Raw genomic sequence first — 18558 nt, 5'->3', positions numbered from 1 at the left:
TAATGGCCTCTTGTTGTCTTTAGCGTAATATTTGATAATTCGAGAGGAGTAACTATTCACTATGGCAAACAAACGTGAATTCCCGTTAGACAAAACTCGTAATATCGGTATCATGGCTCATATCGATGCTGGTAAGACGACAACTACTGAACGTATCTTGTATTATACTGGTAAAATTCATAAAATCGGTGAAACCCATGAAGGGGCTTCACAAATGGATTGGATGGAACAAGAACAAGAACGTGGGATTACTATTACATCAGCAGCAACAACTGCCGAATGGAAAGGTAACCGAGTTAATATTATTGATACACCAGGACATGTCGATTTCACAATTGAAGTTGAACGTTCATTGCGTGTCTTAGATGGTGCCATCACTGTCTTAGATGCTCAATCAGGTGTTGAACCTCAAACTGAAAATGTTTGGCGTCAAGCAACTACTTATGGTGTACCACGTATCGTCTTTGTTAATAAGATGGATAAATTAGGGGCTGACTTTGATTATTCAATGACAACTCTTGAAGACCGTCTACAAGCTAATGCACATGCCGTTCAAATGCCAATTGGCGCTGAAGATGATTTCTTAGGCGTTATTGATTTGATCGAAATGCAAGCTGATATCTATGATGAAGATGAACTAGGCGCTAAGTGGGATACTGTTGAAGTGCCTGCTGACTACCTAGAAGAAGCAACAAAACGTCGCGCATCTTTAGTTGAAGCTGTTGCTGATGTAAATGATGACATCATGGAAAAATACTTAGAAGGCGAAGAAATCACTAAAGATGAATTGAAAAAAGCAATTCGTCAAGCAACGATTGATTTGAAATTCTTCCCAGTATTTGCCGGTTCAGCCTTTAAAAATAAGGGTGTTCAAATGTTAATGGATGGGGTTGTTGATTACCTTCCATCACCATTAGAAGTACGTCCTTACAAAGCAACTGATCCAGAAGATCCTGATACAGAAGTTGAATTGATGGCTGGCGATGACAAACCATTTGCTGGTTTAGCCTTTAAGATTGCTACCGATCCTTTCGTTGGTCGTTTAACATTCTTCCGTGTTTATACGGGGACACTTCAATCAGGTTCATACGTCTTGAACGCTACTAAAGACAAACGTGAACGTGTTGGTCGTTTATTACAAATGCATTCAAATCACCGTAACGAAATTCCTGAAGTATTCTCAGGGGATATCGCTGCTGCAATCGGTTTGAAGAACACGACAACTGGTGATTCATTGACTGATATTGATCATCCATTAATTTTGGAATCAATGGAATTCCCTGATCCCGTTATCCAAGTTTCTATCGAACCTGAATCAAAAGAAGATCGTGATAAGTTAGATCTTGCCTTGCAAAAACTTGGTGAAGAAGATCCAACATTCAAAGCTGAAACGAACCCTGAAACTGGCGAAACATTAATTGCCGGCATGGGCGAATTACATTTGGATATCATGGTTGACCGTATGAAACGTGAATTTAAAGTGGTTGCCAAAGTCGGCGAACCACAAGTTGCTTATCGTGAAACATTCACGAAACAAGCTTCTGCACAAGGTAAATTCGTTCGTCAATCCGGTGGTAAAGGTCAATATGGTGACGTTTGGGTTGAATTTACACCTAATGAAGAGGGTAAAGGCTTCGAATTCGAAGATGCTATCGTCGGTGGTGTTGTTCCTCGTGAATACATTCCATCAGTTGAACAAGGCTTGAAAGAATCAATGGCAAACGGTGTCTTAGCCGGCTACCCATTGATCGACGTTAAAGCTAAGCTATATGATGGTAGTTATCATGATGTCGATTCTAATGAATCTGCATTTAAGGTTGCTGCTTCAATGGCATTGAGAAATGCTGCTAAAAAAGCTGGCGCTGAAATCCTAGAACCAATCATGAAGGTTGAAGTGATTGCTCCTGAAGAATATCTTGGTGATATTATGGGACAAATTACTGCCCGTCGTGGACGTGTTGAAGGTATGGAAGCCCGTGGTAATGCACAACTTGTTAACGCAATGGTGCCATTATCAGAAATGTTTGGTTATGCAACGACTTTACGTTCAGCAACACAAGGCCGTGGGACATTTACAATGACATTTGATCATTATTCAGCTGTTCCTAAGAGCATCCAAGAAGAAATTATCAAGAAAAATGGTGGCCAATAATTAATTGGACCCGTTGATCTGATGACTTCTGTTGGATTAAAAAAGGTCCCGCATCTGCGGGGCCTTTTTTTGTGGCGTTAATGAGTATGGATTAATTAAATGGTAATCGTGAATTTTACAGTTTTATAAATGAAAGTTCACAATTCGTTCACATCTCGTTGTTATTCTATATATATCAGATGAATTCCTCCCAAGAAATAATCTGAAAGATAAAGTGCTTTTCAAACAGTTGGCCGCTTCCCTAGAGTGGCTGGCTGAGCAACACCAATGAGTTATCGTTTAATCGGTAGGACTGGTCCATTCATTTGAAATTCCTCCCAGAAAATATAATGACGGCCGATGCGGGTTCAACCCCCGCTAACTCGATTTGCCACCGCCCTGGCAAAGAACTGACAAAACTCTTTTTTCATACACTCCTCGGACTCGCTGCAAAGCGGGTCTATTTTTATGTTAGAAATAGCTAGCTGGAATACGGTGTTTTAAACTTGCTCAATATGATACAATGCGTATCAAGCAAGAAGTTAGTGGCGGTTGGCAAAACTGAATGTAGGGTGGTGGTGCTTATGCAGCGATTGCATGAAATCCGGAATCTGCAGAAGGGAGTAGCCTAGTTGTTTTTGGGGAGTGCGCTGGTGGTTATTAGTGGCGTGACGGTCTTAATTTTGGCGGTTGAAAAACTGACAAAAGCCGTTACTAAACTGGTGATTGCGTGGCAAACGCTGATTAAAACGATAAAAAAATAACCGTTGCGATAACTTTTGGCAGAGTTCGCAAGGCTATTAGATTGTGATATTGATGCCAACCGTCTTTAGCGGTCTGCGTGGAATCGTGTTGACGCACGGTTCCTTTTTTGTTGGCTTCATTATAACACCGTGGCTGAGAAGTTTCAATCAACACGACAAACAGCTTTTTTTTGAAGAATAATATTCGTTATATTATTATATAGAAGAAAGTGGTTAGCTTTTTGGGGATAATTAGCTTGATTAGTGCTCTAAACGCGCTTCTCCATGCAAGTTCTTGTGCTTAGCTACGTTTCGCAAACAAAGTCCACAACCCGGACTTTATTCACGGAACTAGGCTAATGCTCAGAACTAACCGCATGGATCAGCGCTCTATCTTTGCATTCAAGCTATCCTTAAAATGTGCTAGGGCCCATTCTTGGCCGTTGGGGGTGAAGGTTGCGACGGCTTGTTCGTGGATCGTTAACGGATAGTTTAAGTTATAGGCTGACACGGCGGTGTGTAGGACGCAGATGTCGGTGCAGACGCCCGTTAAATGTAAGTCAGTGATGTGGCGTTCGCGTAGGTAATTATCTAAATTCGTATTGGCAAATGCAGAATAGCGGTTCTTGGCAAAGGCGTAGACGTGCTCGTCATCTTTGTGGGCAGCGTACCAAGTAGCGAGGGGGCCGTAAAATTCGCGCCCCCAAGTATTAGCTAAGTTATGTGGTGGGAAGAGTTTGGTTTCTGGATGGTGGGGATCGTTAGCCACGTGTAAGTCGGTCGGCAAAATCACGTCGTCGCCCGCCGATAAAAATTGATCAGCTAGCGTCACGATTGAAGTGGCAATCGCCTGGGCTGGTGCACCGGCCGTTAGCGCGCCGTTGTCGGCGACGAAGTCATTTGTATAATCGATGATTAAAAGTGCTTGAGCTACCATGTAAAAGCCTCCTAGCGAATATTTAATTGGTCTAAGTGTACCTGAAAAGTAGGGCGAAGGCTAGCGATAAACCACTATCCGTTTTTATGAAAAGGTTATGAAAAACTTTGATAAATCAGCAAAAAAGGGTTGCATAATTTTGGCCCATCTTGTAAGATAGATAAGGTGCTATTTCTATAACAGAAGTTTGCGCACGAGGGGGTCGAAAGATTCCTAAGTAGCTAAGATGTGAGAGGTTGCGACACACCCGGCCGCTTTGCCATGGGCGGGCGTGCCGGAAAAATTTTCACGGAGCTAGTCTACTTTTAAAATAGACGAAGGAGGGAAAAACATGGCAAAACAAAAGATTCGTATTCGTTTGAAAGCATTCGAACACCGTATTTTGGATCAATCAGCTGATAAGATCGTGGAAACAGCAAAGAGAACAGGAGCTTCAATCTCTGGCCCAATCCCATTACCAACTGAACGGACACTTTATACTGTATTACGTTCACCACATAAACATAAAGATTCTCGTGAACAATTCGAAATGCGTACTCATAAGCGTTTAATCGATATTGTTAACCCAACACCTAAGACAGTTGATTCATTGATGAAACTTGACTTACCAAGTGGTGTGGATATCGAAATCAAGCTTTAATAGTTAAATACTAAATCAAAAAATTGGAGGTGTTACCATGACCACAAAAGGAATCTTAGGTAAAAAAGTAGGTATGACACAAGTTTTTAACGAAAACGGTGAACTTGTTCCCGTAACAGTTATCGAAGCAACACCGAACGTTGTCTTACAAGTTAAGACTAACGAAACAGACGGCTATGAAGCCATCCAAGTCGGTTATCAAGATAAACGTGAAGTCTTGTCAAACAAACCTGCTAAAGGTCATGTAGCAAAAGCAAATACTACTCCTAAGCGCTTCATTCGAGAATTCAGAGATGTTGCACTAGGAGAGTACGAAGTAGGAACAGAAATCAAAGTTGATACTTTCGCAGCCGGCGACGTCGTAGACGCAACTGGTGTAACGAAAGGTCATGGTTTCCAAGGTAACATTAAGAAAGACGGACAATCTCGTGGCCCTATGAGTCATGGTTCTCGTTTTCACCGTCGTCCTGGTTCAATGGGTGCCGTTATTAACCGTGTGTTTAAGGGCAAACTATTACCAGGTCGCATGGGTAACCATCAACGGACTGTTCAAAACTTATTAGTTGTTGGCACAGATGTTGAAAAGAACGTTATCCTTGTTAAGGGTAACGTGCCAGGTGCTAAAAACTCATTGATTACAATTAAAACAGCTGTTAAAGCTAACAAATAATTCGAGAAGGGAGGATTTAACCAATGGCAAACGTAACATTATTTAAACAAGATGGTAGCCAAAACGGAAGCGTCGAATTAAACGACACTATCTGGGCTATCGAACCTAACGAAAACGTTGTGTTTGATGCAATCATCATGCAACGTGCTTCATTAAGACAAGGAACACATGCCGTTAAGAACCGTTCTGCAGTTCGCGGTGGTGGTCGTAAACCTTGGCGTCAAAAGGGTACTGGTCGTGCTCGTCAAGGCTCAATCCGTTCACCACAATGGCGTGGCGGTGGTATCGTCTTCGGACCTACTCCTCGTTCATACAGTTACAAATTACCTCGTAAAGTACGTCGTCTTGCTATCAAGTCAGTACTTTCACAAAAGGTTATCGATAATGATTTAGTCGTTGTTGATGCATTCAACTTTGATGCACCTAAGACTAAAGAATTCGCAGAAGTACTTAACAAATTAGACGTTAATACTAAAGCATTAGTAGTTCTTGAAGAAGGCAATGATTTTGCTGCCCTATCAGCACGCAACTTACCTAACGTAACAGTTGTTCCCGCTGAAGGTATCAACGTATTAGACGTTGTTGGCAACCAAAAATTAATCCTAACTCAAGCTGCTCTTTCTAAGATTGAGGAGGTGCTTGGATAATGGAAGCACGCGATGTTATTTTACGCCCAGTAGTTACTGAAGCTTCAATGGCTGCTATGGACGACAAGAAATACACGTTTGATGTTAATGTACATGCTAACAAGACACAAGTACGTTACGCAATCGAAGAAATCTTTGGTGTATCAGTTAAAAACGTGAACATCATGAATGTTCGCGGTAAGTTAAAACGTCAAGGTCGCTATTCTGGCTATACTAAAAAACGCCGTAAAGCAATCGTTGCCTTAACTGCTGATTCAAAAGAAATCAAGATTTTCGAAGATTAATCAACATTAAATTAAAGTAATAATTATAGGAGGGAACACACGTGGGAATTATTAAGTACAAACCAACCACAAACGGTCGTCGTAACATGACCAGCTCAGATTTTGCTGAGATTACTAAGACAACCCCTGAAAAGACGTTGTTGGAATCCCAAAGCCATACTGCTGGTCGTAATGCGCACGGTCATATCACCGTACGTCATCGTGGCGGTGGTCATAAACAAAAATATCGTGTTATCGACTTCAAACGGATTAAAGATGGTATCAAAGCGACTGTTAAGTCAATCGAATACGATCCAAACCGTACATCAAATATCGCATTGATCCAATACCCAGATGGTATCAAAGCATACATCATCGCCCCTAAAGGCCTTGAAGTAGGCATGATCGTTGAATCTGGTGTGGATGCTGATATTAAAGTTGGTAATGCATTGCCATTATCTAACATTCCTGATGGGACACTTATCCACAATATCGAATTGAAACCTGGTAAAGGCGGCCAATTGGTTCGTTCAGCTGGTACATCAGCTCAATTACTTGGTAAAGAAGGCAAATATGCAATTGTACGTTTGACTTCAGGCGAAACTCGTATGATCCTTGTTACTTGTCGCGCTACAATCGGTACTGTTGGTAATGGCCAACATGAATTGATCAAAATTGGTAAAGCCGGCCGTAAACGTTGGATGGGTATCCGTCCTACAGTTCGTGGGTCTGTAATGAATCCTAACGATCATCCTCATGGTGGTGGTGAAGGTAAAGCACCAATCGGACGTCCTTCTCCTATGTCTCCATGGGGTAAGAAGACGCTTGGTAAGAAAACTCGTAGTAGTAAGGCTCGTTCAGAGAAACTTATTATTCGTCATCGTAAATCAAGATAATCAATTTAAATTGAACTTATCGAAAGCCCAAGCGGCTTAAATCAGATAAGTCTATCGTACTTTTTATTCGAAGGAGGTTTCATAATGAGTCGTAGTTTGAAAAAAGGCCCTTTCGCTGATGCGCATTTGATGAAAAAAGTCGAAGCACAAGCTGATAGCGAAAAGAAACAAGTCATCAAGACTTGGTCTCGTCGCTCGACAATTTTCCCTAGCTTTATTGGCTACACAATCGCTGTATATGATGGACGGAAACACGTCCCAGTTTTCATCTCAGACGATATGGTAGGCCATAAATTAGGCGAATTCGTACCAACAAGAACTTTCCATGGTCATGGTACAGACGATAAGAAAACAACAGCACGCTAGAAAGGAGGATGAATCCAATGGCAGATCAAATTACTAGTGCAACAGCTAGCGCCAAGTCAGTTCGTATGGCTGCCCGTAAAGTACGGATGGTTATGGACTTGATTCGCGGTAAGAATGTTGCAGAAGCAATTGCAATTTTAGAATTTACACCAAGAGCTGCTTCTCCAGTTGTGATTAAAGTTTTGAAGTCAGCAATCGCTAACGCAGAACATAATTACGACTTAGATGCAGAAAACTTGGTTGTTACTGAAGCTTATGCAAACGAAGGACCAACATTGAAACGTTTTCGTCCTCGCGCTAAAGGCTCAGCATCACCAATCAACAAACGTACAAGTCACATCACTGTAGTTGTATCAGAAAAAGAAGCATAAGGAGGGATATCGCGTGGGTCAAAAAATTAATCCAACCGGTTTTCGTGTCGGCGTAATCCGTGATTGGGACGCTAAATGGTATGCAGAAAAAGATTTTGCAACATTTTTACATGAAGATCTTAAGATTCGTAAATATATTAACACTAAACTAGCTGACGCTTCCGTCTCTACCATTGAAACGGAACGCGCTGCAAATCGCGTCAACGTTTCAATCCATACTGCTAAACCTGGTATGGTAATCGGTAAAGGCGGTTCTGAAGTAGAAAATCTACGTAAAGAACTAAATAACTTAACAGGCAAGAAAGTACACATCAACATTGTGGAAATCAAGAAACCTGATTTAGATGCTCACTTAGTCGGCGAAAGTATTGCTCGTCAATTGGAAGCACGTGTTGCTTTCCGTCGTGCACAACGCCAAGCTATGCAACGCACTATGCGTTCTGGCGCTAAAGGTATCAAAACTCAAGTCGCTGGTCGTTTGAACGGTGCAGATATGTCACGTATTGAAACACATGCTCAAGGAACTGTTCCTTTGCATACGTTACGTGCTGATATCGACTATTCATGGGACGAAGCTATGACGACTTACGGTAAATTAGGAGTTAAGACTTGGATTTATCGGGGCGAAATTTTACCCGCTAAAGCTAATAACAATACGAAAGGAGGGAAATAAACATGTTAGTACCTAAACGTGTAAAACATCGTCGCGAATTCCGTGGGAAGATGCGCGGTGCTGCTAAAGGTGGCAAAGAAGTCACTTTTGGCGAATACGGTCTACAAGCTTTGGAATCAAGTTGGATTACCAACCGTCAAATTGAAGCTGCCCGTGTTGCTATGACTCGTTACATGAAACGTGGTGGGAAAGTATGGATCAAAATTTTCCCTCATAAATCATACACTGCAAAAGGTGTCGGCGTTCGGATGGGTTCAGGTAAAGGTGCTCCTGCAGGTTGGGTTGCCGTTGTAAAACGTGAAAAAATCATGTTTGAAATCGGTGGCGTTTCTGAAGAAGTAGCTCGCGAAGCATTACGTCTTGCCTCACACAAATTGCCAGTTAAAACTAAGATCGTAAAACGTGAGGAAGTAGGTGGCGAATCTAATGAAGGCTAATGAAATCAGTGAATTAACCACTGCTGAAATGCTTAAGAAAGAACAAGCTTATAAAGAAGAATTGTTCAATCTTCGTTTCCAACAAGCTACCGGTCAATTAGAAAATACCGCACGCTTAAAGCAAGTTCGTCAGAACATTGCTCGTATCAAAACTGTTTTACGTCAACAAGAACTTAACAAATAATAAATGGAAAGGAGCTATTTACTTTGAGCGAAAGTCGTAACCATCGTAAAGTGTACCAAGGCCGTGTTATTTCTGACAAAATGGAAAAAACAATTACTGTCGTGGTAGAAACTTATAAGACACATCCTACTTACGGGAAACGTGTTAAGTATTCTAAAAAATATTATGCACAAGATGACAACAACGAAGCAAAAGTAGGCGATGTCGTACGTATCATGGAAACTCGTCCGTTATCTCGTACAAAACGGTTCCGTTTATTAGATGTCGTTGAAAAAGCAGTTATTATCTAAATCGTTACTTAAACTAAGTGACGGAAGGAGGACCTATAGTGATTCAAACAGAAAGTCGTCTTAGAGTTGCTGATAACTCCGGTGCCCGTGAAATTTTAACCATTAAAGTTTTGGGTGGTTCAGGTCGTAAGACTGCCAATATCGGTGATGTTATCGTCGCAACAATTAAACAAGCAACACCAGGTGGCGTTGTCAAAAAAGGTGAAGTTGTCAAGGCTGTTATCGTTCGTACTAAGTCAGGGGCTCGTCGTGTAGACGGTTCTTACATCAAGTTCGACGAAAACGCTGCTGTTATCATCAATGATGATAAGACTCCTAAAGGAACACGTATCTTTGGACCAGTTGCACGTGAATTACGTGACAATGATTTCATGAAGATCGTTTCCCTAGCGCCTGAAGTTCTATAATTGCAGACTACAAAGGAGGTGCGTATATCATGTTTGTTAAAACTGGTGATAAAGTAAAAGTAATCAGCGGTAAAGATAAAGGTAAAGAAGGTACCATCATCAAAGCAATGCCTAAAGATGGCCGTGTTATTGTTGAAGGTATCAATACCGTTAAAAAGCACGTTAAGCCAAATGCTCAAAATCCTAATGGTGGGATTGTTGATACAGCGGCTAGCATCAACGTGTCAAACGTTATGCTAATTGATCCATCTACTAACGAAGCAACTCGTGTTGGCTTTAAAGTAATTGATGGTAAAAAAGTACGCGTGTCAAAGAAAACTGGAGAATCAATCGATAAATAATCTTTTGGGGAAAGGAGGCACTTTTTACATGACTAACCGTTTAAAAGAAAAATATGTTAAAGAAATGACACCAGCATTAATTGAAAAGTTTAATTACACTTCAAGCATGCAAGTACCTAAGATCGAAAAGATCGTACTTAACATGGGTGTTGGTGATGCCGTTTCTAACGCTAAGAACTTAGACAAGGCTGTTGAAGAATTAGCTTTGATTGCAGGTCAAAAACCTTTAATCACTAAAGCTAAAAAATCAATCGCCGGCTTCCGTTTACGTGAAGGTATGCCAATCGGCGCCAAAGTTACATTACGTGGCGAAAGAATGTACGATTTCTTAGATAAATTAGTTAACGTATCTTTACCTCGTGTTCGTGATTTTCACGGTGTTAGCGCAAAATCATTTGATGGTCGCGGTAATTATACATTAGGTGTACGCGAACAATTGATCTTCCCTGAAATCGATTATGATAAGGTAGATCGCGTTCGTGGTTTGGATGTTGTTATTGTAACAACTTCAAACACTGATGAAGAAGCACGCGAATTGTTAACACAATTCGGCATGCCATTCAAAAAATAATAAGGGAGGTCAATTTCTTGGCTAAAAAATCTTTAGTTGTTAAGAATCATCGTCCAGCAAAATTTTCAACACAAGAATATACTCGTTGCGAACAATGTGGACGACCACATTCAGTTTATCGTAAGTTTAAGCTTTGCCGGATTTGCCTCCGTGAATTAGCTCATAAGGGCCAAATTCCAGGCATGAAAAAAGCAAGCTGGTAATCATAAAGATTCAATAAAGGAGGTTAATTCCACATGGTCATGACAGATCCAATCGCAGACTATCTAACTCGTATCCGTAACGCTAACATGGTACGGCATGAGTCTTTAGAAGTACCTGCTTCACGCATGAAGAAAGAAATTTCTGAAATTTTAAAACGCGAAGGTTTCATTCGCGACTACGAAGTCATTGAAGACGACAAACAAGGTATCATCCGTGTATTCTTGAAGTATGGTAAGAATAACGAACGTGTTATCTCTGGTTTGAAACGTATCTCAAAACCTGGCTTACGTAACTATGTCAAAGCTACCGAAGTACCTAAGGTATTGAACGGTTTAGGCATTGCTATTATTTCAACAAGCAACGGCGTCGTAACAGACAAAGAAGCTCGCGAAAAAGCTGCCGGCGGCGAAGTTCTCGCATACGTATGGTAATCAAACTTTAAAACAAGGAGGTGTCGTAACGTGAGTCGTATCGGATTAAAAGTAATCGAAGTCCCAGCTGGTGTTACTGTTACTAAAGACAGTGAAAACAACATCACAGTTAAGGGTCCTAAAGGTGAACTAACACGTCATTTCAATCCAATCATTGAAATGCACGAAGAAGGCAACCTTATCAACTTTACACGTAGCAAAGATAGCGATCGTGCAATGCACGGCACTATGCGCGCTAACTTAAACAACATGATTTTGGGTGTTACAGAAGGTTTCAGCAAGACATTGGATCTAATCGGTGTTGGTTACCGTACCCAATTAAAAGGTAAGACATTAGTATTAAACGTTGGCTACTCTCATCCAGTAGAAATGGAAGCACCAGAAGGTGTTAACATTGAAGTCCCAGCGAATACGAAGATCATTATTAGCGGTATTAGCAAACAACAAGTTGGCCAATTCGCAGCTATTATTCGTGATGTTCGTCCTCCAGAACCTTATAAAGGCAAGGGTATTCGTTATACAGACGAAATTGTCCGCCGTAAAGAAGGTAAAACTGGTAAATAAAGCAGCGTAAGTTGCTAAATATACTTAAGAGGTGAAAATTGTGATTACTAAACCAGACAAGAATAAGACTCGTCAAAAACGCCATACGCGCGTTCGCGGCAAGATCTCTGGTACTGCTGACTGCCCACGCTTGAACGTGTTCCGTTCTAACAAAAACATCTACGCTCAATTAATTGATGACGTAGCGGGTGTGACGCTAGCAAGTGCCTCAACATTAGATAAAGAAGTAAAAGCAGAAGGAACTAAAAGCGAACAAGCTACCCAAGTTGGTACTTTAGTTGCACAACGTGCAGTTAAAGCTGGCCACAAAGTGGTTGTCTTTGATCGTGGCGGTTACCTATATCACGGCCGCATCGAAGCATTAGCTAATGCTGCTCGTGAAAACGGACTAGAATTCTAATAAGGAGGAAAACCATTTATGACTTACATTGATCCAACTCATTTAGATTTAGAAGATCGCGTTGTATCAATCAACCGTGTTACAAAAGTTGTTAAAGGTGGACGTCGTCTACGTTTCGCAGCTATTGTAATCGTTGGTGATAAAGACGGTCACGTTGGTTTTGGGACTGGTAAAGCTCAAGAAGTTCCCGAAGCTATTCGTAAAGCTGTTGAAGATGCTAAAAAGAATCTTATCAGCGTTCCTAAAGTTGGGACAACATTACCTCATGAAGTTATCGGTCACTTTGGCGCTGGTCGTGTCTTGTTAAAACCAGCCGTTGAAGGTTCTGGTATCGCAGCTGGTGGTGCTGTTCGTGCCGTCATGGAATTAGCAGGAGTCGATGATGTGACAAGTAAAACATTAGGTAGCAAAACTGCTATCAACGTTATTCGTGCCACAATTGACGGTTTAACTCGTATGAAGACTGCTGAACAATTTGCAGAATTACGTAACATATCTGTTGAAAGCTTACAAAACTAGGAGGATATTGAACATGGCTCAATTAAAGATTACTTTAAGAAAAAGTGCTGCTCATCGTCTTCCAGAACAACGTAAAATGGTCAAAGAATTTGGCTTAAACCGAGTGAATAGTTCTGTAATCAAACCAGATGATGCTGCAACTCACGGTGTGATTTTTAAACTCGCACATTTAGTAACAGTCGAAGAAATTAAAGATTAATTTCAACATAACTTGCAAGGAGGTGCGCACACATGAAGTTACATGAAATGAAACCAAACGAGGGTGCTCGTGACGTTCGTAAACGTGTCGGTCGTGGTACATCATCAGGTACTGGTAAGACATCTGGACGTGGACAAAAAGGCCAAAAGGCTCGTAGTAAGGTACGCTTAGGTTTTGAAGGTGGACAAATGCCTTTATTCCGTCGTATGCCTAAACGCGGGTTCAACAACATCAACCGTAAGGAATATGCTGTTGTTAACTTAAACGATTTAAATCGTTTTGAAGACGGTACAGAAATTACACCAGTGATCTTAATCGAAGCTGGCGTGATCAAAAAAGAATTATCAGGCGTTAAGCTATTAGCGAATGGCGAATTAAACAAAAAATTGAACATTAAGGTAAGCAAGTATTCTGAAGCTGCAAAAGCTGCTGTAGAAGCTGCTGGCGGTTCAATTGAGGTGATTTAATTGCTAAACACATTAAGAAACGCATTTAAAGTCAAGGAAATCCGTAGTAAGATTTTGTTCACTTTGGGCGTTTTGATTGTTTATCGTTTAGGTGCACAAATTACAGTACCAGGTGTTAATGCTGCCGCATTGACTAAGGTGGGCGCAACTGGTTTGATCCCATTGCTTGATACTGTTAGTGGTGGTGGCCTGGCAAACTATTCCATCTTCTCGATGGGTGTTTCGCCTTTCATCACGGCCCAAATTGTGATTCAATTATTGCAAATGGACATTGTGCCTAAATTTGTTGAATGGAGCAAACAAGGTGAAGTTGGTCGTCGGAAACTGAATCAAGTGACCCGCTACTTAACCATCATCTTGTCGTTTATCCAATCGATTGGGATTACTGCTGGGTTTAACTCATTAAGTCAAATGGGCTTGGTGAAAGATCCTAGTATTAAGACCTTCGTCAGTATCGGGATCATCTTAACGGGTGGGACGATGTTGATTACTTGGTTGGGTGAACAGATTACGGACAAGGGACTTGGTAATGGGGTGTCAATGATCATCTTTGCAGGGATTATTGCACGTCTACCAAGTGGCTTGAAACAAATCGTCCAAGAACATATCTTAAATGCTAAAGCGGCTGATATGTGGAAAGGTATTTTATTCGTGGTCGTCTTGATCGTTGCGGTAATCGCAATCGTCATCTTCGTCACGTGGGTTCAACAAGCGAACCGTAAAATTCCAATTCAATATACACGTCGTGAAGCTGGTGCAGGTGAAAATAGTTACCTACCACTAAAGGTCAATGTTGCTGGTGTGATTCCCGTTATCTTTGCAAGTTCATTTATTATGACACCCCAAACAATTTTGATGGCCTTTCAGGCAAGCCACAGTGAAGATACTTGGTTCCAAGTCTTATCCAATATCTTCAGTATGCAAACCATGACTGGTTCAATTGTTTATACGGTGCTCATTGTTCTCTTTACCTTCTTCTATGCGTTTGTTCAGGTTAATCCTGAAAAAGTCGCAGAGAACTTGACCAAACAAGGGAGTTATATCCCAGGTGTTTGGCCGGGTAAAGGTACCGAGAAATATCTTTCTGGCGTATTGATGCGTCTTTCGACCGTCGGCGCGTTGTTCCTTGGGGTAATTGCATTATTACCACAACTAGCAGCAAACCTCGGTGGTCTACCTCAATCAATCGGTTTAGGTGGGACTAGTTTACTAATCGTTGTTGGTGTGGCGCTGGAAAGTACTCGCCAACTCGAAGGGTTACTCATGAAACGCAAGTACGTTGGATTTATTCGATAAGCAATTATCGTTTAAAAGTATTGAATCCTTGTTTTTAACTTAGGAGGCAAAGACATGAATCTCATGTTAATGGGACTTCCAGGCGCTGGTAAGGGAACACAAGCTGAAAAGATTGTTGACGCTTATCACATTCCACATATTTCAACTGGGGATATGTTCCGGGCTGCTATGGCCGACCATACTGAACTTGGCGACAAAGCTAAGGCCTATATGGATCAAGGAGCATTGGTACCAGATGAAGTCACTAACGGAATCGTCGAGGAACGTCTTGGACAACCAGATACTAAAGTCGGTTACCTTTTAGATGGTTTCCCTCGGAATCTCGCTCAGGCGGAAGCTTTAGCAACCATTACTGATAAATTGAATAAGCCTTTAGATGGCGTGATTAACATTGATGTTGATCCTAAAATCTTAGCTGATCGTTTATCTGGTCGCTTTATCTGTAGTTCTTGTGGTGCAACGTACCATAAGCTTTACAATCCAACTAAGGTGGAAGGCACTTGTGATCGTTGCGGCGGTCAAGACTTCTTCCAACGAGAAGACGATAAACCGGAAACAGTTAAAAATCGATTGAAGGTCAATATTGAAATGAATACACCTTTACTTGATTTTTACGCTGAACGGAACTTGCTTTATACGGTAGACGGTAATCAAGAAATTGATGACGTGTTTGCTGCCGTTAAAAAAGTACTTGATACCATTAAAGACTAGTCATCAACTCAAGTGATCTTTTAGGTCATTTCACGTAAAAGCCTGACTGGGGTTAATGACTAATGTTCAGTGCTTTTAAAAACTAAATACTTGTGATATAATATCTCGGTATGACACTAGCGGTGAGTGCGGAGAGCTCTCACCATTTTTCTGTATGAATTTTCATAACCACAAGGGGGTACTTTTGCGTGGCAAAAGATGACGTCATTGAAATTGAAGGTAAAGTAACTGATACTTTACCAAATGCAATGTTTAAAGTAGAACTTGAAAATGGTGCAATCATTTTGGCCCACGTGTCTGGTAAGATTCGGAAGAATTATATCCGTATTTTGCCCGGTGATCGTGTGACCGTTGAATTGTCACCTTATGATTTGACTAAGGGACGTATTACGTATCGCTTTAAATAGCCTACGTAACGATCATATCAAGGAGGTTAGTCGATATGAAAGTAAGACCATCAGTAAAACCAATGTGTGAACATTGTAAAGTTGTCAAACGAAAAGGCCGCGTCATGATTATCTGCGCAGCTAATCCAAAACATAAACAACGTCAAGGTTAATAACTAATTAATTAACAGGAGGTGCAAGAATGGCTCGTATCGCAGGTGTGGATTTACCACGTGATAAACAAATTGTGATTGCTTTAACATATGTTTTCGGTATCGGAAATACGACTGCCGTTAAAGTCTTAGCTGAAGCTGGCGTCGCAACTGACGTTCGGACTCGCGACTTAACGCCGGATCAAGAAGACAAGATCCGTAAAGCAGTTGATAACGTTAAAGTTGAAGGCGATCTTCGTCGTGAAGTAAGCCTAAACATCAAACGTCTACAAGAAATTGGTTCTTATCGTGGCATGCGTCATCGTCGTGGTTTACCAGTTCGTGGACAAAACACGAAAAACAATGCTCGTACTCGTAAGGGCAAAAAAGTTTCAATCGCAGGTAAGAAGAAATAATCAGTAAAAGGAGGTTATAATTTATGGCAAACAAGAAAAATGCACCACGTAAGCGTCGTGTAAAGAAAAATATCGAAGCCGGTGTGGCACATATTCATTCAACATTCAATAACACCCTTGTAATGATCACTGATCCTCAAGGCAATGCGATTGCATGGGCGTCTGCTGGTTCATTGGGCTTTAAAGGTAGTCGTAAGTCAACACCTTTTGCTGCTCAAATGGCTGCAGAAGCTGCTGGTAAAGAAGCGATGGAACATGGCATGAAAGCTGTTGAAGTTGCTGTTAAAGGACCTGGTTCAGGCCGTGAAGCTGCAATTCGCTCATTACAAGCAACTGGTTTAGATGTTACTGCTATTCGCGACGTAACGCCAGTTCCTCATAATGGATCTCGTCCTCCAAAACGCCGTCGTGTTTAGTCTGGGCTACGCTTCATTTTGAGACAAACTGAAACGTGTTCACGTATAAACACTTCTCGTTTTGAAAGGGGTAAAAGATAAGAATGATCGAATTTGAAAAACCAAACATTACAAAGGTTGATGAAAGTACTAACTACGGTAAGTTCGTTGTTGAACCACTTGAACGTGGATACGGTACGACTTTAGGTAACTCTTTACGTCGTATTCTTTTAGCATCATTACCAGGTACTGCTGTCACAGACATTCAAATTGATGGCGTTTTGCATGAATTCTCAACAATTGATGGCGTCTTAGAAGACGTTACGCAAATCATTTTGAATGTCAAAAAATTAGCACTTAAATTGCATGTTGAAGAAGACAAAACAATCGAAATCGATGTTAAGGGACCAGCAACAGTAACTGCTGCTGATATCGTAGCTGATGACGACGTTGAAGTCTTAAATACTGATCAATATATTTGTACAGTAGCTGAAGGCGGCAATTTCCACGTGCGGATGACAGTTAAAAAAGGCCGTGGCTATGTTGCTGCTGATCAAAACAAATCAGACGATATGCCAATTGGTGTTTTGCCAATCGACTCAATTTATACCCCAATCAGTCGTGTTAACTATCAAGTAGAAAGTACACGTGTTGGTCGTCGCAACGATTTCGACAAGTTAACACTTGATGTTTGGACTAATGGTTCCATCAGTCCTAGAGAAGCTATTAGCTTAGCTGCGAAGATTATGACAGAGCATTTGGCGATCTTTGTTGACCTGACTGATGAAGCGAAAAATGCTGAAATCATGGTCGAAAAAGAAGAGACGCATAAAGAAAAAATGCTTGAAATGACAATTGAAGAGTTAGATCTTTCTGTTCGTTCATACAACTGTTTGAAACGCGCTGGGATCAACACTGTTCAAGAGTTAACTGACAAATCAGAAGCAGATATGATGAAAGTTAGAAACCTTGGCCGTAAGTCTTTAGAAGAAGTTAAGAACAAATTATTTGATCTTGGCTTGGGCTTACGTACTGAAGAATAAACTAGTAAGAAGGAGGGACTCCATTCATGGGTTATCGTAAATTAGGTCGCGACAGCGCTCATCGTAAAGCAATGTTACGTTCATTGACAACAGATTTAATCATCAACGAACGCATTGTAACGACTGAAGCTCGCGCCAAAGAACTTCGTAAAGTAACTGAAAAAATGATCACTTTAGGTAAACGCGGTGATTTACACGCTCGTCGTCAAGCGGCAGCATTCGTTCGTAACGAAATTGCTGATATTCGCGAAGAAGAAGAAGCTGTAATCGTACAATCTGCTTTACAAAAGTTATTTAGTGACATTGCTCCACGTTATGCTGAAAGAAATGGTGGTTACACACGTATTCTTAAAACAGCCCCTCGTCGTGGTGACGGTGCATTAATGGTGATTATTGAATTAGTTTAATCACACATAATGATTTTAGATCATTTGATCGATGAGACAGGGCGTCATGATGCTGGGGTAACCCAAGTCTAGTCCTAAGGTGTCGTTAGCAAGTCAGCGGCACTTTCATCGATTGATGATTTACATAAACAAACGTCTAATGCTGGTCAAACAGCGTTAGGCGTTTTTTGTGTTGTGCATGTCATTTGTGCAACTCAGAAGTTTTACCAGTATACTTCTAAAAGTTCGAAAAATCAGAAGTTTTAGAAGTATGTTTCTAAAACTCTGGGAAAGTATCAATTTTAACAACTAAATTTTAATAAATTGGCAAATTCTATAATTAATCCGAACAGAAATTAAAAAGCCCAAAGCAATCACTTACAATGGTAGTAGCTAATTCCAACCAATATAGGGAGTGATTA

At 41.0% G+C, this 18558-nt stretch carries 32 protein-coding genes and 1 pseudogene; 32 read left to right on the top strand and 1 reads right to left on the bottom strand.

From position 1 onward, the window contains the following. The first annotated feature begins 61 nt into the window (after window positions 1–61). From fusA to LFUMFP_RS10010, 3 genes and pseudogenes are all read left to right on the top strand, one after another. Window positions 62–2152, top strand: a complete 2091-nt coding sequence (gene fusA / locus LFUMFP_RS08960) for an elongation factor G (RefSeq protein ID WP_025083315.1) — start codon at window positions 62–64, stop codon at window positions 2150–2152. A 268-nt stretch (window positions 2153–2420) separates the two neighbouring features. Continuing rightward, a pseudogene (locus LFUMFP_RS09845) lies at window positions 2421–2518 on the top strand. 245 nt (window positions 2519–2763) lie between these two features. Next, window positions 2764–2895: a hypothetical protein gene (locus LFUMFP_RS10010; protein ID WP_269843910.1), complete on the top strand. Its 132-nt coding sequence runs from the start codon at window positions 2764–2766 to the stop codon at window positions 2893–2895. A 361-nt stretch (window positions 2896–3256) separates the two neighbouring features. On the opposite strand, the gene LFUMFP_RS08955 is transcribed toward LFUMFP_RS10010, so the two are convergent. Continuing rightward, window positions 3257–3811: a cysteine hydrolase family protein gene (locus LFUMFP_RS08955; protein WP_025083316.1), complete on the bottom strand. Its 555-nt coding sequence runs from the start codon at window positions 3809–3811 to the stop codon at window positions 3257–3259. A gap of 331 nt (window positions 3812–4142) precedes the next feature. Here LFUMFP_RS08955 and rpsJ point away from each other — a divergent pair, with 331 nt between their 5' ends. The 29 genes from rpsJ to rplQ all read left to right on the top strand — a co-directional run bounded on the left by rpsJ (window position 4143) and on the right by rplQ (window position 18157). After that, window positions 4143–4451 carry a 30S ribosomal protein S10 gene (gene rpsJ, locus LFUMFP_RS08950; protein WP_011375450.1) on the top strand — a complete coding sequence of 103 codons (309 nt, stop codon included), beginning with the start codon at window positions 4143–4145 and terminating at the stop codon, window positions 4449–4451. A gap of 37 nt (window positions 4452–4488) precedes the next feature. Then, entirely contained in the window at window positions 4489–5121 is a 633-nt protein-coding gene (gene rplC, locus LFUMFP_RS08945; RefSeq protein ID WP_025083317.1) for a 50S ribosomal protein L3, read from the top strand. A gap of 23 nt (window positions 5122–5144) precedes the next feature. Further along, entirely contained in the window at window positions 5145–5768 is a 624-nt protein-coding gene (gene rplD, locus LFUMFP_RS08940) for a 50S ribosomal protein L4 (protein ID WP_025083318.1), read from the top strand. After that, entirely contained in the window at window positions 5768–6052 is a 285-nt protein-coding gene (gene rplW / locus LFUMFP_RS08935) for a 50S ribosomal protein L23 (RefSeq protein WP_025083319.1), read from the top strand. Before rplD ends, rplW begins: the two co-directional genes overlap by 1 nt. Window positions 6053–6093: 41 nt before the next feature. Then, complete coding sequence (rplB, locus tag LFUMFP_RS08930; RefSeq protein ID WP_025083320.1) at window positions 6094–6927, top strand: 50S ribosomal protein L2; 834 nt, start codon at window positions 6094–6096, stop codon at window positions 6925–6927. An 84-nt stretch (window positions 6928–7011) separates the two neighbouring features. Further along, a complete protein-coding gene (rpsS, locus tag LFUMFP_RS08925; RefSeq protein ID WP_025083321.1) occupies window positions 7012–7293 on the top strand; it encodes a 30S ribosomal protein S19 in 282 nt (93 codons plus the stop codon). Between the two features lie 17 nt (window positions 7294–7310). Continuing rightward, window positions 7311–7664 carry a 50S ribosomal protein L22 gene (gene rplV, locus LFUMFP_RS08920; RefSeq protein ID WP_025083322.1) on the top strand — a complete coding sequence of 118 codons (354 nt, stop codon included), beginning with the start codon at window positions 7311–7313 and terminating at the stop codon, window positions 7662–7664. Window positions 7665–7677: 13 nt separating this feature from the next. Further along, window positions 7678–8337: a 30S ribosomal protein S3 gene (rpsC, locus tag LFUMFP_RS08915; RefSeq protein WP_025083323.1), complete on the top strand. Its 660-nt coding sequence runs from the start codon at window positions 7678–7680 to the stop codon at window positions 8335–8337. A 2-nt stretch (window positions 8338–8339) separates the two neighbouring features. Next, window positions 8340–8774 (top strand): 50S ribosomal protein L16, encoded by a 435-nt coding sequence (gene rplP, locus LFUMFP_RS08910; RefSeq protein WP_025083324.1) that lies wholly within the window; start codon window positions 8340–8342, stop codon window positions 8772–8774. Beyond that, complete coding sequence (gene rpmC, locus LFUMFP_RS08905) at window positions 8764–8958, top strand: 50S ribosomal protein L29 (RefSeq protein ID WP_025083325.1); 195 nt, start codon at window positions 8764–8766, stop codon at window positions 8956–8958. Before rplP ends, rpmC begins: the two co-directional genes overlap by 11 nt. 23 nt (window positions 8959–8981) lie before the next feature. Continuing rightward, window positions 8982–9248: a 30S ribosomal protein S17 gene (rpsQ, locus tag LFUMFP_RS08900; RefSeq protein ID WP_025083326.1), complete on the top strand. Its 267-nt coding sequence runs from the start codon at window positions 8982–8984 to the stop codon at window positions 9246–9248. A gap of 38 nt (window positions 9249–9286) precedes the next feature. Then, window positions 9287–9655, top strand: coding sequence for a 50S ribosomal protein L14 (gene rplN, locus LFUMFP_RS08895; protein WP_025083327.1), 369 nt, complete (start codon window positions 9287–9289; stop codon window positions 9653–9655). 29 nt (window positions 9656–9684) lie between these two features. Next, the gene (rplX, locus tag LFUMFP_RS08890; protein ID WP_025083328.1) at window positions 9685–9996 is read left to right on the top strand and encodes a 50S ribosomal protein L24; all 312 of its coding nucleotides are present in this window, start codon (window positions 9685–9687) and stop codon (window positions 9994–9996) included. A gap of 28 nt (window positions 9997–10024) precedes the next feature. Next, entirely contained in the window at window positions 10025–10567 is a 543-nt protein-coding gene (gene rplE / locus LFUMFP_RS08885; protein WP_025083329.1) for a 50S ribosomal protein L5, read from the top strand. A 17-nt stretch (window positions 10568–10584) separates the two neighbouring features. Then, entirely contained in the window at window positions 10585–10770 is a 186-nt protein-coding gene (locus LFUMFP_RS08880) for a type Z 30S ribosomal protein S14 (protein ID WP_081779537.1), read from the top strand. Between the two features lie 33 nt (window positions 10771–10803). After that, window positions 10804–11202, top strand: a complete 399-nt coding sequence (gene rpsH / locus LFUMFP_RS08875; RefSeq protein ID WP_056950653.1) for a 30S ribosomal protein S8 — start codon at window positions 10804–10806, stop codon at window positions 11200–11202. Between the two features lie 30 nt (window positions 11203–11232). Beyond that, window positions 11233–11766 carry a 50S ribosomal protein L6 gene (gene rplF, locus LFUMFP_RS08870; protein ID WP_025083331.1) on the top strand — a complete coding sequence of 178 codons (534 nt, stop codon included), beginning with the start codon at window positions 11233–11235 and terminating at the stop codon, window positions 11764–11766. A gap of 31 nt (window positions 11767–11797) precedes the next feature. After that, window positions 11798–12166: a 50S ribosomal protein L18 gene (gene rplR / locus LFUMFP_RS08865; protein ID WP_035439070.1), complete on the top strand. Its 369-nt coding sequence runs from the start codon at window positions 11798–11800 to the stop codon at window positions 12164–12166. Between the two features lie 18 nt (window positions 12167–12184). Beyond that, window positions 12185–12685 (top strand): 30S ribosomal protein S5, encoded by a 501-nt coding sequence (rpsE, locus tag LFUMFP_RS08860; protein ID WP_025083333.1) that lies wholly within the window; start codon window positions 12185–12187, stop codon window positions 12683–12685. 13 nt (window positions 12686–12698) lie between these two features. Continuing rightward, window positions 12699–12884 carry a 50S ribosomal protein L30 gene (gene rpmD / locus LFUMFP_RS08855; RefSeq protein ID WP_106483488.1) on the top strand — a complete coding sequence of 62 codons (186 nt, stop codon included), beginning with the start codon at window positions 12699–12701 and terminating at the stop codon, window positions 12882–12884. A 32-nt stretch (window positions 12885–12916) separates the two neighbouring features. Further along, entirely contained in the window at window positions 12917–13351 is a 435-nt protein-coding gene (gene rplO, locus LFUMFP_RS08850; protein ID WP_025083335.1) for a 50S ribosomal protein L15, read from the top strand. Beyond that, window positions 13352–14647, top strand: coding sequence for a preprotein translocase subunit SecY (gene secY, locus LFUMFP_RS08845; protein ID WP_025083336.1), 1296 nt, complete (start codon window positions 13352–13354; stop codon window positions 14645–14647). Window positions 14648–14701: 54 nt separating this feature from the next. Next, window positions 14702–15358, top strand: coding sequence for an adenylate kinase (locus LFUMFP_RS08840; protein ID WP_106483487.1), 657 nt, complete (start codon window positions 14702–14704; stop codon window positions 15356–15358). A 188-nt stretch (window positions 15359–15546) separates the two neighbouring features. Further along, window positions 15547–15765, top strand: a complete 219-nt coding sequence (gene infA, locus LFUMFP_RS08835) for a translation initiation factor IF-1 (RefSeq protein WP_025083338.1) — start codon at window positions 15547–15549, stop codon at window positions 15763–15765. A gap of 35 nt (window positions 15766–15800) precedes the next feature. Continuing rightward, window positions 15801–15917, top strand: coding sequence for a 50S ribosomal protein L36 (rpmJ, locus tag LFUMFP_RS08830; protein ID WP_025083339.1), 117 nt, complete (start codon window positions 15801–15803; stop codon window positions 15915–15917). A gap of 29 nt (window positions 15918–15946) precedes the next feature. Continuing rightward, window positions 15947–16312 carry a 30S ribosomal protein S13 gene (gene rpsM, locus LFUMFP_RS08825; protein WP_025083340.1) on the top strand — a complete coding sequence of 122 codons (366 nt, stop codon included), beginning with the start codon at window positions 15947–15949 and terminating at the stop codon, window positions 16310–16312. 23 nt (window positions 16313–16335) lie between these two features. After that, on the top strand, window positions 16336–16728 hold the full coding sequence (rpsK, locus tag LFUMFP_RS08820; protein ID WP_025083341.1) for a 30S ribosomal protein S11: 393 nt from the start codon (window positions 16336–16338) through the stop codon (window positions 16726–16728). 83 nt (window positions 16729–16811) lie between these two features. Beyond that, window positions 16812–17750: a DNA-directed RNA polymerase subunit alpha gene (locus LFUMFP_RS08815; RefSeq protein ID WP_025083342.1), complete on the top strand. Its 939-nt coding sequence runs from the start codon at window positions 16812–16814 to the stop codon at window positions 17748–17750. Window positions 17751–17776: 26 nt separating this feature from the next. Then, window positions 17777–18157, top strand: a complete 381-nt coding sequence (rplQ, locus tag LFUMFP_RS08810) for a 50S ribosomal protein L17 (RefSeq protein WP_025083343.1) — start codon at window positions 17777–17779, stop codon at window positions 18155–18157. Window positions 18158–18558 lie beyond the last annotated feature (401 nt).

The sequence above is a fragment of the Latilactobacillus fuchuensis genome (assembly GCF_900258455.1).
GTDB lineage: Bacteria > Bacillota > Bacilli > Lactobacillales > Lactobacillaceae > Latilactobacillus > Latilactobacillus fuchuensis.
Note: the sequence above shows the minus strand (reverse complement) of the source record. Positions and strands in the feature narration are given on the sequence as shown.

Bases quoted from the DNA above. Each gene is read 5' to 3' on its own strand.
- fusA (WP_025083315.1), top strand. From the start codon at position 62: ATGGCAAACAAACGTGAATTCCCGTTAGACAAAACTCGTAATATCGGT.
- rpsK (WP_025083341.1), top strand. From the start codon at position 16,336: ATGGCAAACAAGAAAAATGCACCACGTAAGCGTCGTGTAAAGAAAAAT.
- rplX (WP_025083328.1), top strand. From the start codon at position 9,685: ATGTTTGTTAAAACTGGTGATAAAGTAAAAGTAATCAGCGGTAAAGAT.
- rpsH (WP_056950653.1), top strand. From the start codon at position 10,804: ATGGTCATGACAGATCCAATCGCAGACTATCTAACTCGTATCCGTAAC.
- rpsJ (WP_011375450.1), top strand. From the start codon at position 4,143: ATGGCAAAACAAAAGATTCGTATTCGTTTGAAAGCATTCGAACACCGT.
- rpmD (WP_106483488.1), top strand. From the start codon at position 12,699: ATGGCTCAATTAAAGATTACTTTAAGAAAAAGTGCTGCTCATCGTCTT.
- rplO (WP_025083335.1), top strand. From the start codon at position 12,917: ATGAAGTTACATGAAATGAAACCAAACGAGGGTGCTCGTGACGTTCGT.
- LFUMFP_RS08840 (WP_106483487.1), top strand. From the start codon at position 14,702: ATGAATCTCATGTTAATGGGACTTCCAGGCGCTGGTAAGGGAACACAA.
- LFUMFP_RS08815 (WP_025083342.1), top strand. From the start codon at position 16,812: ATGATCGAATTTGAAAAACCAAACATTACAAAGGTTGATGAAAGTACT.
- rplD (WP_025083318.1), top strand. From the start codon at position 5,145: ATGGCAAACGTAACATTATTTAAACAAGATGGTAGCCAAAACGGAAGC.
- rpsS (WP_025083321.1), top strand. From the start codon at position 7,012: ATGAGTCGTAGTTTGAAAAAAGGCCCTTTCGCTGATGCGCATTTGATG.
- rpmC (WP_025083325.1), top strand. From the start codon at position 8,764: ATGAAGGCTAATGAAATCAGTGAATTAACCACTGCTGAAATGCTTAAG.
- rplC (WP_025083317.1), top strand. From the start codon at position 4,489: ATGACCACAAAAGGAATCTTAGGTAAAAAAGTAGGTATGACACAAGTT.
- rpsE (WP_025083333.1), top strand. From the start codon at position 12,185: ATGACTTACATTGATCCAACTCATTTAGATTTAGAAGATCGCGTTGTA.
- rplP (WP_025083324.1), top strand. From the start codon at position 8,340: ATGTTAGTACCTAAACGTGTAAAACATCGTCGCGAATTCCGTGGGAAG.
- rplE (WP_025083329.1), top strand. From the start codon at position 10,025: ATGACTAACCGTTTAAAAGAAAAATATGTTAAAGAAATGACACCAGCA.
- rplW (WP_025083319.1), top strand. From the start codon at position 5,768: ATGGAAGCACGCGATGTTATTTTACGCCCAGTAGTTACTGAAGCTTCA.
- rpsM (WP_025083340.1), top strand. From the start codon at position 15,947: ATGGCTCGTATCGCAGGTGTGGATTTACCACGTGATAAACAAATTGTG.
- rplQ (WP_025083343.1), top strand. From the start codon at position 17,777: ATGGGTTATCGTAAATTAGGTCGCGACAGCGCTCATCGTAAAGCAATG.
- rpmJ (WP_025083339.1), top strand. From the start codon at position 15,801: ATGAAAGTAAGACCATCAGTAAAACCAATGTGTGAACATTGTAAAGTT.
- rplV (WP_025083322.1), top strand. From the start codon at position 7,311: ATGGCAGATCAAATTACTAGTGCAACAGCTAGCGCCAAGTCAGTTCGT.
- LFUMFP_RS08955 (WP_025083316.1), bottom strand. From the start codon at position 3,811: ATGGTAGCTCAAGCACTTTTAATCATCGATTATACAAATGACTTCGTC.